This is a genomic window from Pseudomonas sp. NFIX10 (assembly GCF_900111955.1).
Classification (GTDB): domain Bacteria; phylum Pseudomonadota; class Gammaproteobacteria; order Pseudomonadales; family Pseudomonadaceae; genus Aquipseudomonas; species Aquipseudomonas fluorescens_AA.
In genome coordinates, this window is sequence record NZ_FOKH01000039.1 from 35,314 (window position 1) to 48,495 (window position 13,182).

The following is a 13,182-nucleotide window of genomic DNA, read 5'->3' on the forward strand; positions in this document are numbered from 1 at the left end:
TTTGTGGCGAGGGAGCAAGCTCCCTCGCCAGTAGTGTCGGATGATGATGATGGGAAGTTACTGACCGGAGCCGCCCGACCCCGAACCACTGCCACCCGAGCTGCCCCCGCTGCCACTGCTACCGGTTCCGCCGTTGGTCCCACCACCCGCGTCGGCACCGCCCATCGTACTACCGCCACTCAGCGAACCGCTGCCCGTGCCGGGGCTGGTGCTGCTGCCGCTGGCATCGCCGCCATTCCCGCCGCCTACAGAGCCCGGAGGCAAGGCGTTACCGCTGGCACCAGAATTGGAGCCGGCTTCCATTTCCGAGGAAGGTGGCATCCCGCCCTTGTCCACGGGGGGCGTGCCGCTCGAAGATTGTGCGAAAGCGGCTAATGAACTGACGGAAAGAATCCCGGCGAGTGTCAGCGCTGTCAGGTTGGACTTCATCATGGTGAGTCTCCTTTTCAAGATACTTACCTGATGTCTGGCATGCGTGGCGGGGCGATGGTGCCACTGAATCGACAGGCGGGCCCGTCGATCAACTCGGCGTGCCAGAGGCGTCGTCACCGGCGATGTCCGGATCATCCGGAGTCGCTTCGACGTCCTCGTCGTCGCTGGGTACCTGCTCGACGCCCGCCTCGTCATCGGGCGGGAGCTGGTCGCGGCTCAACGGATTGGTGGGCGATGGCAGCGGGTACTCCGGGGTTTCTTCGTCATTGGGAACGGGGGAATCGGCAGTCATACAATCTCCTGACAGGTGCACGCACCTGTCCTGCAGCTTAGAGAACGCGGACGATCAGTTTGAACGCCTTCACTCGTAGGATTCGTCCTCGAGTTCAGCGTCTTCATCGTCGAGCAAGGGCACCTGGGCGTCATCCATCAGGGAACCGGGGTCTTCGTTGCCCGGGTCGTTGGGGCCCGGATCATTGATGAAGGGCACGCCCGTCGGGCCCTTTTCTTCCTTGCCTTCGGTTTCCGGCGTCATGGCACACCTCGCAATCGCTGATGGATGTATGAATTTGAGGTGGGGGGGTGGCAATCGTTCCGAGAAATGTTCAGGAGAGCCCTGTACACGGGAATGGCAGGTCAATAAAAAACCCGGCACAGAGGCCGGGTCTTTTCATCCAAGCATCCGCTTAACGATGATTTCTCTTGTGCTTGTACTTGTGCTTCTTGCCGCCGGAGTGACCGTCGTTGTCATTGGACAGGTTGCTGCCCAACGCGCCGCCCGCCGCGCCGCCGACGCCAGCGCCGATGGTGGAGCCGGTGGAGCCGCCCAGACGGTTACCGACGATCGAACCACCGGCCGACCCCAGGCCACCACCGATGGCGGCTTCCGTGCGGCTGCCCTTGCGCGCGCCCACGGCACTGCCAGCTGCGCCGCCGACACCCGCGCCGATCGCGGCACCTGTGCTGCCGCCCATCTGCTGGCCGACCACGTTGCCCAGCACACCGCCCAGACCGCCGCCGACTGCAGCAGTACCGTCACCGGCCGCCATCGCGCCCTGGGCAACCACCAGCCCCAGTACCAAGGTGGACAAAGTCAAACGCATGATAGAAACCTCAAGAATGCCGCATCGGGGAGAAATGGCCAGTGCGCGCGGGCGCGAGTGTACGCCAAACAGCCTCAACCATGATGGTTGGACAACGAAACGGCGGATTATTTTGTGACAGGCAAAAAAAAGCCCGCTGGGGAAACGGGCAGGTACTGCTTTCTAACGGATGAGCTGAGAGTACGTACCTGCTTGTGAAAGAAACGTGAAAGAAACCAATGGTTGAGAAAAGATGAAAAATATTTCCGCCTGTAGAAGCTGCCGAAGGCTGCGACCTTTTATCGTTCGCTGTGGATTCAATCGATAGGAGAAAGATCGCAGCCCGGTGGGAGCCTGTCACTTCTTGACCGGAACCCTGGGCAAGAACTTGGCCTTCTCCCCTCGCTGCACTTTGGCCACCTTCGTCCTGATGGACTTGATCGGCTCGTCGCCAAAGTCTGCATGGTAGGTCGACTGACCACACTGCAATCCTTCATTGATCGGATACGCGGCTCCGTGCTCCTCGCTGTACGATGCTCCCATTGCCTTTCCCCTTTCATTGAGGTCCACACCGACAACAACCGGTTGCCTGACAATATCGACCTTCACGACAATGAGACTAGTCGGTCATCAACAGACTGTTGATTCAACAAGGTCCTTCGCCGACGAGTGGAACTCACTGTTGCAAAAAGGAAACACTCATTCAGCGCCCAATATCGTCCGGTTCAAAACCCGGGAAACCTGGTCGGCCGAATAGGGTTTGGACAAGAACTCAAAGCCTTCATGACCACTGTGGGCCAACTCTTCGCTGTAGCCGGAAGTGAGCACCACTGGCAGATCCGGGCGACGCTGGCGCAGTTCCCGGGCCAAGGCGATACCGCCGATGCCTGGCATCACCACGTCAGAAAATACCGCGTCGAATGCCATCGCATCCGGCCCGACCATTTCCAGCGCTTCTTCGGCGTTGGTCGCCCAGGCGGTTTCGTAGCCCAGATCCTGGAGGATCTGGTTGGCGAAACGCCCCACCTCCAGGTTGTCTTCCACGATCAACACTCGGCGCTTGCCCTTTTCCAGCACCAGGTGCGTGACCTCTTCCTTGACCGGCTCGTGGTTTTGCTCGGGCGCCACTTCCGGAAGGTACAAGGTGAACACCGTGCCCTCGCCCACCACGGTCGAAACATCGACGTTGCCACCGGACTGCTTGGCAAAACCGAACACCTGGGACAAGCCCAGCCCCGTGCCCTTGCCCACTTCCTTGGTGGTGAAGAAGGGTTCGAAGATGTGCTCGAGCACTTGCGAGTCAATGCCGGTGCCGGTATCGGCCAGGGCAATGGCGGCAAAGGATTGCCCGGCCCCGGCATGACCACGGATCGGCGGTATGCCACCGCCGCAACTGAGCCGAAGCCACAGCGTGCCCTGGCCGTTCATGGCATCCCGGGCATTGAGGGCCATGTTGATCAACGCCGTCTCGAACTGGCTCAGGTCCGCGCGGATGTAACAGGGCCGATCGCACAATTCGACGTTGACCTGGATCCGCGCCCCGGTGACGGTTTGCAGCATGTCCCCCAGGCTCTGCACTTGCTTGCCCACATCGATGACCTCTGGCTTCAACGGCTGGCGCCGGGCAAACGCGAGCAACTGGCTGGTCAACTTGGAGGCGCGCTCCACGGTTTCGGACACCGCGGTCATATAGCGTTGTCGGCGCTCTTCGGACAAGTTGGGCATGCGCAGGAAGTCCACCGAAGAACGGATGATCGTCAGCAAGTTATTGAAATCATGGGCCACGCCACCGGTGAGCTGGCCGATGGCTTCGAGTTTCTGCGACTGGCGCAGCGCCGCTTCGGTCTGTTTCAGACGCGTGGTGCGTTCCTCGACCCGTTCTTCCAGCGTCGCGTTCAATTCGGCCAGGGCCGCCAGGCCTTCGCGCACGGCAGCGTCGGCACGGGCGCGCTCGATGTGGGCCCAGGAGCGCTCGGTGACTTCCATCAGCAGCGCCAGATCGTTGGATGACCAGACCCGCGGCGTTTTGTCGTGAATGGCCATCAGCGCGGTCAAGCGCCCGCCCTTGATCAACGGCACGCAAATGGTGGCCGCGATGCCAATGGCCTGGAACGTCGCCGCTTCCTCCGGCGCCAGCTCCTTGAGGTTATCGTTGATCACCAGCGGCTTGCCGGCCCGCAGGTTGGCGACAGCCAGCCGCCCAAAATCAGCCAACCGATAATGCCCGAGAATGTGAGGCGAACCGGCCCTGGCCCAATCACCGCGAATGGTGAAGCCGTCCTCGTCTTCATCCATGTCCGCATAGGCACAATTGGACAGGTTCAAGTGCGCCGCCAGAATCCGCGTGGTGGTTGCCATGATGGCCTGCGGGTCCGTGGCGTTGGCCACGGCATTGCCGATGGCATCCAGCACGGCCAGCCGCTGGGTCATGAACACCGTGGACGTGGTTTCGGTGACCGTATCCAACATGCCCACCACTTTGCCGAACTGGTCACGGATGGGGCTGTAGCAGAACGTGAAATAAGCTTGCTCAGGACCGCCGCCGCGCTCGATGACCAGGGGGAAGTTCTCTATATAAGTGGCTTGCCCATCGAAGGCCGCGCGCACGATCGGCCCGATATCGTTCCAGACCTCCCGCCACACCTCATCGAACCGCCGCCCCAACGCCTCAGGCTTGTTGCCGAGGATGGTCAGGAACGCATCGTTGTACAACGTGATCAGGTCCGGTCCCCACACAATGGCCTGGGGAAAATGCGAGGCGAGGCTCAGGGCCACGGTGGTCTTCAGCACATCAGGCCACTGCGAAGGCGGCCCGAGCGGCGTGTCCCCCCAAGGATGGCGCCGAACCCGTTCAGCCATTTCTCCAGAGCTCTGAAGCCAATCTGTCATTGCGTTCGATCCTTCTGAGACGCCAATACCAACGAGGGGGGGAAACGCTTGTGACCCCAGGCAGGGCCGTATTATCCCGCGACGGGTGGGAATGCGCGATTGGATTGTGGGAGGCGTCGGGGGGCAAATGGGGGGGAACGGGCAGATAATGGCGATGAGGCTACAGAAATATCCTACATATCGTTGGGATTTGGCCCGATGTAAGTGAGGGGCTTGCTCAGTTGTAAGACATATAGCTCAGATGCTTACGGCTGTGGCAACGTCCTACACATGATTGGGAATCCCCTTCGCTATCAATCCCTTGCGTATTTTTTGCGGCGGCGACTATAGTCTTCGCGTCGCCCAGATGGTGGCCGGGTTTGGCGACCCGCAGTGGGATGCAAAAGCGCTTGCTTTGTTGCAGGCGTTCTTGCATCTGTAGAGTTGTCGTTATGGCAGCTGTACGCGGGAGACCTTCGGGTCTGCCGGCTTCCACTCCGGTTCGCCAACCTGCGTACAGTTGCCACCTTTCGTTTGGCGACGATTAGGTGGTGAAACTTTTCCAGTGGAGCTTACTTATGAATCAATATATGGGCCTTACCAGCAACGCCGACGACCAACCCCTCTACGTCGATACCACCGCCCCGCTACACATCCTGCTCGACTCAGCCGCCTACCGAATCCGTGCCGCCACCCAATTCCTGGAGAACCTGGCGATGCGTGATGAATTGACCATCGATCCCGCAACCCTTCAGGACCTCGCACAACTGTGCTGCATCCCACTGCGCGATGGGTGCGACGTGATGGATGTGATTGCACGACGATTGGATGCGGCACCGGCAGGCTCCACGCTATAAGCCTGTCCGCCGACAACCTGTGGCGAGGGAGCTTGCTCCCGCTGGGCTGCGCAGCGGCCCCTTTTGTGAGCGCTGCGCACTCAAGCGGGAGCAAGCTCCCTCGCCACGGGTACCTTGTCGACCTGAACTACTCGACAAACGTCATCACACCAACCCGCGATTGATCATTCAGCGCAGTTGCCCACTTTGGTTTACAGACTAGCCTTCCAAATGCCCGCCCAAGGACGAACCATGGCTGACCGCAAACGACTCCACCAAGACGGCTACGCCCTGCTCCGCCGAGCCATCCCGAACGAGTGGCTGGCTGACTTGCGTAGCGTGTTCGATGCAGGCGTGCGGCCGTCAGATCAATGGCCAGTGCCCCGTGGCACGGACTGGCGCTATTCGATGCTGGACGATGATTCGAGGATTCAGGCCGTATGTCGTCTGCCCCAATTACTGGCGGTGGCGGGAGAGTTGATCGGCGAGCAATTCTTCCTCTCCCAAGTGGAAGGTCGCGAGCCCCTTGCCGGTGGCGGCCAGCAACCACTGCACCGCGATCTGTCGGCCCAACGACCAGGCGACATCGCCATCGCCCTGGCATTCTTCGACGATTACGGCCCCGAGAACGGTGCGACACGGATCGTCCCCGGCAGCCATCGCCCCGAGCCGGATGCGCCACCCTTCGACTTCAATGACGAGTCAGGCGCGGTACAGCTTTCAGGCAGTGCCGGTGACATCCTGGTGTTCGATGTCGACCTGGTGCACGCGGGCAGCCTGAACGCGATCGGCGCACGCCGTCGCTCCATCCTGATCAGCTATTTCGCGGAATCGCTCTACGCGTCACACCTGGAAACCGTGGCGCTGCGCAATATTCGCATGGACACCCGCGATCGATTCGCCCCCTCGGCGTTTACTTTCGAGGGCTAGGTTTGTGGGTCGATGAAAGTTGTGCGCAACGGTTCGAATCCGAGCTTTAATGCCCGAGCTTTTTGAGAACACCATTCGTCTGATCAAGGAAGAAACGACATTGAAAATAGTTTTCGGCGCCCTGTTGTTGGCCTGCCTGAGGTGATGGCGGTCGTGCTCGGGGGGTGATTCAGCAGCAGGTTGCATCGCTGATCGTTGAGTTTTTGGCGCAGTCATCGGGCTATAAAGAAGGTAGTTTGTAACCGGGTGGTGCTGACTTTAAGCGGTTTGATGCAAACGCCGGAGGAGCCATTTTGCGCCCATACATATCAGTGGCTATTAATCCCGTCCGGTCAGAATCACTGGCCCCCTCGGAGCCACGGATTGGGTTCGTCAAAGCGAGCCGGTGTCGGCATTTCCCCTGCGAAGAAGCCCTCAAAAACCATCTGGAATCTCTCGCGAAAATCATAGATCTGCTTTCTTTTTAGATTTCGGATCTTGAAGAGATCCTTGCGATCAAAGTGGCACCCGAATAACAGAAAGCCGTAGCTGAATATCTCGAACACCCTATGTGAGAGCGCCTGACTGAAGCTTGCCTCTGTCGCGATTTGATAAAGTGCCCACTCCAGTAGCCAGTATTCTTCACGATCCCAGAGTCCTGCTTCGTGTAACCGTCCGATGAACGAGGCGTCTTCGTATGCTTCGCACCCGACGAAATTTCTGGCGATCAGAGCGTGCGCATCCATGTTAATGATTTCCATATCAGATAAGGTCGACAACGTACCGAGTTGCCACTCTCGGACAATGTACCGCAAAACTCCCGCGCCCTCCCCAGCGGAGCTGTTGGCCAGCCATCCACTTTACGGAGCCAGGAAATGCCTGCTTTTGAAATTTTACCGCTCGAAGCTATTGGTCCCGTGCGTCTTGGTGTAGCACGCGCTGTAGCGAGGCAAGCAATGGCCGCCATTGGGTTCCCGCTTGAGCATTCCCGGAACAGCGTCGATTATTTTTGCGAGTCCTGCATGCAGGTTTCCCACGGACCAAACGATGAAGTCAGCTTCATTGGTGCCTCCGGAAATCCGAACGTCACATTCGTCTTCAAGGGCATCGATGTCTTCAGGCACTCTGCCATCGACGTGTTTTCGCTGATGGCTGCTTCGGACAATTCCGGTACGCATGAATTCTCACCATATGAATACCTATTTCCTAACCAAATCCTGACGCTATGGGATGCGGATGAACAATACGACCGTCAAGGAGGAGAGAGTCGCAAGGTCTGGGGTCAGGTCGGAATCGGAAATAGCGCTTACCTGGCAGCCATTCGCGCCATCAAGACAAAAATGTGATGAGCCATCTTCTATTCCAATGAGAAAATTTACAGGGACAGTTTCGGACATAAAGCGACCGTTTGGGAACGGCAGCTTTTGGCCCGAAAGGAGTCAAGGTATGTCCCTTCCCCAATAGCTTCCGACTTAACTATCCTGCGCCTCCACCCCAAACGGAATTCGCCAAGATGTATCTGCGTTCAAGCGTGTTATGCCTATGCCTGTTCAGCACCCTGAGCCAGGCCGCTGTCAACTGCTCTGCCCTCGCGAAAAAGATCTCTGGCACCGTGCCTGAGTTTCACCCGTCGGTGCAAGGCAAGGTCATTGGCACCGGGCGCCTGCATTTTCACGAAGCGCCGAATGAAGCCTGTGCCAATAAAAAGATTTTCGTAATACCCGGCGACTCTCTCACCGTTTACGCCAGCCTTGAAGACGAGTCATGGCTGGAGGTGAACTTCATCGCCAAGAGTGGCGACGACTACACCGGTTGGGTAAAGGCAGACCGGGTCGAGATTGGTGTACCTTACGGAGCGCCACCGGACGGTGCCGACGAGGCCCCAGCGGGTGATGCCCAGTAATTCAAAATGGGTGTGCCGTTTTTCATTTTTGAAGCGCAGGAGAGACGATGACGGACTCGCCAGAAGGGAGTGCGCTGTTGCCGGCCAGCACACACGGCGACCTCGATGTGGCTGATGCCACGGGCTTCGCCGCCTGGGCTCGCGTCTGGGCAGAGCTTGGCGTCGGATGCGCGTCACAAGAGACGTACGAAGCACTCATTCGACACTACTGCGAGCCGCACCGCGCTTACCACACCCTCCAACATCTGCAGGAATGCCTTCAAGTGCGCCGATTCGTCAACGCGGCCTGCCAGGCCCCCGCCGAAATCGACCTCGCGCTATGGTTCCATGATGCGATCTACGACCCTCTTCGCAGCGACAACGAGCTGCGCAGTGCTCAATGGTTGGATGACGTGGCACGCGATAGCGGCCTGGGCGATGAAACGCGACGCAGGCTTTACGAGCTGGTGATGGTGACGCGGCACGACGCTGCTCCGGCGTCGGCAGACGAAGCGGTGCTGGTGGACACGGATCTGGCGATCCTTGGGGCAGCGTTCGAGCGGTTCGAGGAATACGACCAACAAATCCGCCGCGAGTACTCGTTTGTACCGCTGTCTGTGTACCGCCAAAAGCGCCGCCAGGTCCTTGAAGGTTTTCTGGCACGTGGGCGCATTTATACGACTGCACCGTACTTCGACGCATTCGAGCAGCAGGCACGCGTAAATCTTGCTCGCGCCATCGAACGCCTTGACTGAAGACTGGATTCAAACGGCGAAGGGATAACTTACTCCCCTGACTGCACGCTCTTCATGGCTTCGAGAAGCTGGCCCTCAAAGTACTCGCTCCCATCTCGTTCCTGCTCTTTTATGCGGCGCTTTGCTTCTATAAGCATCTGCGTGACAGCGATGTCCTGATTCAAAAAAGTGGCAACCATCAGGTCGGTCAAATTTGCTAAAGGGGTATCCCAGACCGCCTTGCAACGCTGCATCAGACCTGTAGGTGAATCCCCACACCACGGACCCAAAAAATTTGAGATTGTAAGATTCGAACTCATGAACCGACCTCTGATAGAAATCGAAGGGTGGGTCATTTCGCATGATCAGAAGATAGCTAAAAAAACGAGATTGGATGACTACTTTTGGCCGATTGCGAGCCTTCGTGACAGGCAGCATACGGCCAGAAGTGGTCAGCGAACTTCGCTTGTCGACAGAACTACTAAACGAGTTGGTGATTGGCGACAAGCTGAGCATTGAGGTAATTGTTGGCGCAATTTTTTGAGGCCTGCCCGACACCGTATACCTGCGTTAGGCGCTTTACTAAGCTGGCTTTGGCGAGGCGGCACGTGATCAGTCCAAAATATCGATGATAGCCGTGTTTTTGAAGGTGATTTCTTCACACTTCAGGGTGTGTAACCCTGCTTTAGACACCTCCTAGTCGCCCATGCGTCAATCAGTTCGCGCGTTCGCGCATTGATGACCGAGTTTATAGGCCGTCGTAGATGGCATCCAGCCATGAAAGCGCTTGTGTCTATTTTAGTTGCCTGCTACGTTCAGGCTAAGCAGGGAATCATCAGGCGGGAAGCCAATGTTACGCCCCTCTGAAAATGTGACCAGCCTAAACACCAATGTCAGAGGGGAACGGTTACATGGAAGGCTTTCATGATCCTATTAGGCATTTAAAATATCTTCGGCAATCTTTGTCACAAGATAATGAATCAATCGGCTTTTTTTTATCTGCGGGATGTCCTCTCTCAGTAAGTATGCCAACAGATGAATGGCCATTAATCCCTGATGTAGCAAACCTTACAAAATTCATTAACAGTCAGCTGGTGGAAGACGCTCAATATAAAATTCTTTTGGCTGAGCTGGTTAAGGCAGAACGAAATTCTGAGAATATAGAAGACACACTAAGCTTCTTAAGAAGTCTCTTAGCTGTATCCAAAGGCGGAGAAGTTAGAGGTTTAAGTGAGGCTAGTCTTTTAGAGCTTGAGAAAAAAATATGCAAGATTATTGTTAAAAAAATTGATGTATTACTTCCAAGTCACGACACTCCATATCACCAGCTGTGCAAGTGGATACGCTCTATAGACAGGAAAACTCCCGTCGAAATATTTACCACGAATTACGACTTGCTTATGGAACAATCACTTGAGGATCTTGAGGTCGAGTATTTCGATGGGTTCGTGGGTGCCCGTAGATCATTTTTTGACTTGCGAGCTCTAGAAGACAATCTAATACCCGTTCACTGGTCTAGACTTTGGAAAATTCACGGATCAATTAACTGGTACAAAGAGGAAATATCTGGCCAGAAAAAAGTCTATCGATCTTCGGAGATAAAGGAGGACGCGTCCCACTTGATTTATCCTTCGCACTTGAAGTATGAAGAAAGCCGGAAAATGCCCTACCTTGCACTCATAGATCAACTAAATAGATTTATTCGTAAAAAGTCGTCATTGCTCATAATGTCAGGCTACTCATTTAATGATGGCCATTTAAATGACACCATAATAAACGCTCTAAAAGCAAACCCTACAGCGATGGTGCTGGCGCTGATGTATGGAAATTTCGAAGATCAGCTTCCTGACGGGTTAGCGAAAGAAAAGTACCCTGAGGCATATCGATTAGCAAAAAACCAGCACAATCTAAATATTTGGACATTCGACAAGGCCATTATTGGTACAAACCCGGGGCGATGGTCTCTATTTCCTGAAAACGACGATGCTGACCTGGATATCAGAGCATTTATTACTTCTACCAAGATTGATGACACATCAGGCAAGACAGAGAACATTATCAAGCTTGGTGACTTTGCTGTCTTTACGAGCTTTTTGAAAAGGATAATCGGCTCAGCATCAGGGGGAAGTTAATGGCTAGCAAAGAAACCTACTTGGGCGATGTCCAAGATGTAAACGGGACGGCGGTTAGCATTTCATTATCCAAGCAGTCATTAACAGGCTTCATTTATATCGACGGCCAAGGATATAGGGTCGGACAGATTGGTAGTTTTGTAAGAATACCCATAGGCTTTTCTGATTTATTCGGAATTGTCAGTCAAGTAGGTGCAAGCGCTGTACCGGAAAATAAGAACAGCATCGACGATCAAAGTAATAGATGGATGAGAATCCAGCTTGTCGGTGAGGGGCAACGAAATGGTTCATTTCAACGAGGTCTATCACAGTACCCCACAATTGGGGATGAGGTTCATTTAGTATCCGAAAAGGAGCTAAAAACAATTTATGGCCGTCCAGATCGACCATATTTCGTAAAATTAGGTCATATCTCAAACGCTGAATCTATACCGGCCCTGATTGACATTAATAAGCTTGTCACTCGTCACTCCGCTATCGTTGGTACGACAGGATCTGGTAAGTCCACAACGGTGGCAAGCATTATGAATGCGCTGTCCGACACTGAGAAATACCCTTCTTCGCGAATTATTATGCTCGACTTACATGGGGAGTATGGTTCTGCCCTTAAAGACAAGGCTGATATCTTCAAAATAAACTCATTCAAGTCGTCTAAACTCGCAGAAAGCGAGCTGCGAATTCCATTCTGGGCGTTAAATTTTGATGAGCTATGCGAAATTAGCTTTGGCGAGTTCAGCAACGAAAAAGAAAAAAACGTTGTTATGGAGCGAGTTCATAAACTTAAAGCCGAGTCGATCGCGAAATATCCAAGAACTGGCGCGTCCCTTGATTCGGTTAGTGTTGACTCCCCTATTCCTTTTAGTATCCACCATCTGTGGTACGACCTTTTCATCGAGACATTTGCAACTTACTACAAAGGCCGTCCAGGAAAGCCGATGAATAATCTTGCCTTTGAACTTGATCCCGCTGGCAAGGAACTAAGAGGAAATCCCGCTGCTGGGATACCTCCAATATTCAAGAATATCGTTACCGAGGCCAACGAGGAGAAAATCAACTATCTGCCAGGCTCATTGAACATTGGGAAAAATGTTTTGCTGCTCGGCACAAAACTTCGAATACCTAGGTATGACTTTATATTTCGTCCCGGCGATTGGATGCCAGAAGCAGACGGTGCAGTAGTGACTGACCTAGACAAATTACTTGAGAGTTGGATTGGCCGAAAATCGATATCTATCTTAGATTTATCTGGCGTCCCCCCAGACATATTGCAAACCACTATAGGGGCGGTACTAAGGATACTGTATGAAGCTCTTTTTTGGGCAAGAAACCTATCTCAAGGTGGCAGGCACCGTCCGTTATTAATTGTCATGGAGGAAGCACATATATATCTCAATGACAGTTTCAAGGGTATGGCTTCTAAAATTGTACAGCGGATAGTAAAAGAGGGACGGAAATACGGTATAGGCGCAATGATCGTCAGCCAACGTCCGTCCGAAATAGACCCTACAATTCTCTCTCAGTGTGGGACTTTTTTTGCTCTTAGACTTACCAATTCGACAGATCGCGCGCACATCACCTCTGCACTCTCAGACAATCTGGACGGATTGACTAGTATGCTGCCCATCTTGAGAACAGGGGAGGCGATTATCTTAGGCGAGGCGGTAAAGCTTCCTATGAGGACCTCTATTCTAGCTCCTCCGAAAAATCGACGACCAGATAGCCAAGATCCTATAGTTTACGATGAGTTTCCTATCGATGAATCTCTTTCTCCCGGTGGATGGGGAATAAAAATGGAGGGCAGTCCCAACTATGAAGAACTAGTAGAAACATGGCGAGCTCAGAATCCCCGAATTGATAAGATAAAAACTTAGGAGTAATTATGGAACGAAGCCCGGTGTCATCTTCAAACGTAGAGTCCGTAGGCTACGACGAAGACAGTGAAACTTTAGAGGTGGAGTTTAAAAATGGTACGCTTTACCAATACTTCGATGTACCACAAAGCGCCTTCAATGGGTTGGTAAATGCCGACTCGGTTGGAGGTTATCTCGCCGAAAATATTAAAGGCGTGTATAGATATTCTCGTGTTTGAATAAGCATCAAAATGGAGTGGGGTTCTCGTTTGGCTATGTGAATAAGTACGCGGACATCCACTCTAACAATGAGCTTTCCCTACGCCCGAGCAGAAGTATTCGTCCTTCATCCTTGGACCCTCTGCTTCAACGCTTCACCGCGGGCATTGAGCTTAGCGTCTCTGCGCCTAACGTAACCAATATGCGGGCGCTGTGAATCGCCCTTCATTTTGTAGGC

Annotated in this window: 16 protein-coding genes; 8 read left to right on the top strand and 8 right to left on the bottom strand. The window is 54.2% G+C overall.

Translation table 11 applies throughout. The annotated features are described in order from the left end of the window. Window positions 1-57: 57 nt before the first annotated feature. The 6 genes from BM321_RS26370 to BM321_RS26390 all read right to left on the bottom strand — a co-directional run bounded on the left by BM321_RS26370 (window position 58) and on the right by BM321_RS26390 (window position 4,403). Window positions 58-432, bottom strand: coding sequence for a hypothetical protein (locus BM321_RS26370; RefSeq protein ID WP_092445766.1), 375 nt, complete (start codon window positions 430-432; stop codon window positions 58-60). Window positions 433-520: 88 nt separating this feature from the next. Beyond that, window positions 521-724 (bottom strand): hypothetical protein, encoded by a 204-nt coding sequence (locus BM321_RS26375; protein ID WP_060741340.1) that lies wholly within the window; start codon window positions 722-724, stop codon window positions 521-523. A 69-nt stretch (window positions 725-793) separates the two neighbouring features. Next, complete coding sequence (locus BM321_RS30630) at window positions 794-967, bottom strand: hypothetical protein (RefSeq protein WP_170842313.1); 174 nt, start codon at window positions 965-967, stop codon at window positions 794-796. A 151-nt stretch (window positions 968-1,118) separates the two neighbouring features. Then, entirely contained in the window at window positions 1,119-1,535 is a 417-nt protein-coding gene (locus tag BM321_RS26380; RefSeq protein WP_060741339.1) for a glycine zipper domain-containing protein, read from the bottom strand. Window positions 1,536-1,871: 336 nt separating this feature from the next. Beyond that, on the bottom strand, window positions 1,872-2,123 hold the full coding sequence (locus tag BM321_RS26385; protein ID WP_256573496.1) for a hypothetical protein: 252 nt from the start codon (window positions 2,121-2,123) through the stop codon (window positions 1,872-1,874). Window positions 2,124-2,213: 90 nt separating this feature from the next. Continuing rightward, on the bottom strand, window positions 2,214-4,403 hold the full coding sequence (locus BM321_RS26390) for a GAF domain-containing hybrid sensor histidine kinase/response regulator (RefSeq protein ID WP_092445768.1): 2,190 nt from the start codon (window positions 4,401-4,403) through the stop codon (window positions 2,214-2,216). A 557-nt stretch (window positions 4,404-4,960) separates the two neighbouring features. Here BM321_RS26390 and BM321_RS26395 point away from each other — a divergent pair. Together BM321_RS26395 and BM321_RS26405 are read left to right on the top strand one after the other, a co-directional pair. Beyond that, window positions 4,961-5,239, top strand: coding sequence for a hypothetical protein (locus BM321_RS26395; protein ID WP_058544244.1), 279 nt, complete (start codon window positions 4,961-4,963; stop codon window positions 5,237-5,239). Window positions 5,240-5,470: 231 nt separating this feature from the next. After that, window positions 5,471-6,148: a phytanoyl-CoA dioxygenase family protein gene (locus tag BM321_RS26405; RefSeq protein WP_092445772.1), complete on the top strand. Its 678-nt coding sequence runs from the start codon at window positions 5,471-5,473 to the stop codon at window positions 6,146-6,148. Window positions 6,149-6,486: 338 nt separating this feature from the next. Here BM321_RS26405 and BM321_RS26410 read toward each other — a convergent pair whose 3' ends face one another. Then, the gene (locus tag BM321_RS26410) at window positions 6,487-6,873 is read right to left on the bottom strand and encodes an Imm41 family immunity protein (protein WP_158264772.1); all 387 of its coding nucleotides are present in this window, start codon (window positions 6,871-6,873) and stop codon (window positions 6,487-6,489) included. Window positions 6,874-7,002: 129 nt separating this feature from the next. On the opposite strand from BM321_RS26410, the gene BM321_RS26415 reads away from it, so the two are divergent. From BM321_RS26415 to BM321_RS26425, 3 genes are all read left to right on the top strand, one after another. Further along, window positions 7,003-7,473 (top strand): hypothetical protein, encoded by a 471-nt coding sequence (locus BM321_RS26415; protein ID WP_092445774.1) that lies wholly within the window; start codon window positions 7,003-7,005, stop codon window positions 7,471-7,473. 167 nt (window positions 7,474-7,640) lie between these two features. Next, on the top strand, window positions 7,641-8,030 hold the full coding sequence (locus BM321_RS26420) for a hypothetical protein (protein WP_092445776.1): 390 nt from the start codon (window positions 7,641-7,643) through the stop codon (window positions 8,028-8,030). A gap of 47 nt (window positions 8,031-8,077) precedes the next feature. Next, complete coding sequence (locus BM321_RS26425; protein ID WP_092445778.1) at window positions 8,078-8,764, top strand: HD domain-containing protein; 687 nt, start codon at window positions 8,078-8,080, stop codon at window positions 8,762-8,764. Between the two features lie 29 nt (window positions 8,765-8,793). On the opposite strand, the gene BM321_RS26430 is transcribed toward BM321_RS26425, so the two are convergent. Beyond that, window positions 8,794-9,063 carry a hypothetical protein gene (locus BM321_RS26430; protein ID WP_139230545.1) on the bottom strand — a complete coding sequence of 90 codons (270 nt, stop codon included), beginning with the start codon at window positions 9,061-9,063 and terminating at the stop codon, window positions 8,794-8,796. Between the two features lie 591 nt (window positions 9,064-9,654). On the opposite strand from BM321_RS26430, the gene BM321_RS26435 reads away from it, so the two are divergent. The 3 genes from BM321_RS26435 to BM321_RS26445 are packed head-to-tail and all read left to right on the top strand — an operon-like array spanning window position 9,655 to window position 12,964. After that, the gene (locus BM321_RS26435; protein ID WP_175534973.1) at window positions 9,655-10,875 is read left to right on the top strand and encodes an SIR2 family protein; all 1,221 of its coding nucleotides are present in this window, start codon (window positions 9,655-9,657) and stop codon (window positions 10,873-10,875) included. Continuing rightward, window positions 10,875-12,746 (top strand): ATP-binding protein, encoded by a 1,872-nt coding sequence (locus BM321_RS26440; RefSeq protein ID WP_092445784.1) that lies wholly within the window; start codon window positions 10,875-10,877, stop codon window positions 12,744-12,746. The genes BM321_RS26435 and BM321_RS26440 overlap by 1 nt, the downstream gene beginning before the upstream one ends. Window positions 12,747-12,754: 8 nt before the next feature. Further along, entirely contained in the window at window positions 12,755-12,964 is a 210-nt protein-coding gene (locus BM321_RS26445; RefSeq protein ID WP_080274897.1) for a KTSC domain-containing protein, read from the top strand. Window positions 12,965-13,182: the final 218 nt, after the last annotated feature.

Coding starts and splice junctions, on each gene's coding strand:
- BM321_RS26425 (WP_092445778.1), top strand. CDS start 8,078: ATGACGGACTCGCCAGAAGGGAGTGCGCTGTTGCCGGCCAGCACACAC.
- BM321_RS30630 (WP_170842313.1), bottom strand. CDS start 967: ATGACGCCGGAAACCGAAGGCAAGGAAGAAAAGGGCCCGACGGGCGTG.
- BM321_RS26395 (WP_058544244.1), top strand. CDS start 4,961: ATGAATCAATATATGGGCCTTACCAGCAACGCCGACGACCAACCCCTC.
- BM321_RS26440 (WP_092445784.1), top strand. CDS start 10,875: ATGGCTAGCAAAGAAACCTACTTGGGCGATGTCCAAGATGTAAACGGG.
- BM321_RS26430 (WP_139230545.1), bottom strand. CDS start 9,063: ATGAGTTCGAATCTTACAATCTCAAATTTTTTGGGTCCGTGGTGTGGG.
- BM321_RS26445 (WP_080274897.1), top strand. CDS start 12,755: ATGGAACGAAGCCCGGTGTCATCTTCAAACGTAGAGTCCGTAGGCTAC.
- BM321_RS26435 (WP_175534973.1), top strand. CDS start 9,655: ATGGAAGGCTTTCATGATCCTATTAGGCATTTAAAATATCTTCGGCAA.
- BM321_RS26410 (WP_158264772.1), bottom strand. CDS start 6,873: ATGGATGCGCACGCTCTGATCGCCAGAAATTTCGTCGGGTGCGAAGCA.
- BM321_RS26380 (WP_060741339.1), bottom strand. CDS start 1,535: ATGCGTTTGACTTTGTCCACCTTGGTACTGGGGCTGGTGGTTGCCCAG.
- BM321_RS26375 (WP_060741340.1), bottom strand. CDS start 724: ATGACTGCCGATTCCCCCGTTCCCAATGACGAAGAAACCCCGGAGTAC.
- BM321_RS26405 (WP_092445772.1), top strand. CDS start 5,471: ATGGCTGACCGCAAACGACTCCACCAAGACGGCTACGCCCTGCTCCGC.
- BM321_RS26420 (WP_092445776.1), top strand. CDS start 7,641: ATGTATCTGCGTTCAAGCGTGTTATGCCTATGCCTGTTCAGCACCCTG.
- BM321_RS26370 (WP_092445766.1), bottom strand. CDS start 432: ATGATGAAGTCCAACCTGACAGCGCTGACACTCGCCGGGATTCTTTCC.
- BM321_RS26390 (WP_092445768.1), bottom strand. CDS start 4,403: ATGACAGATTGGCTTCAGAGCTCTGGAGAAATGGCTGAACGGGTTCGG.
- BM321_RS26415 (WP_092445774.1), top strand. CDS start 7,003: ATGCCTGCTTTTGAAATTTTACCGCTCGAAGCTATTGGTCCCGTGCGT.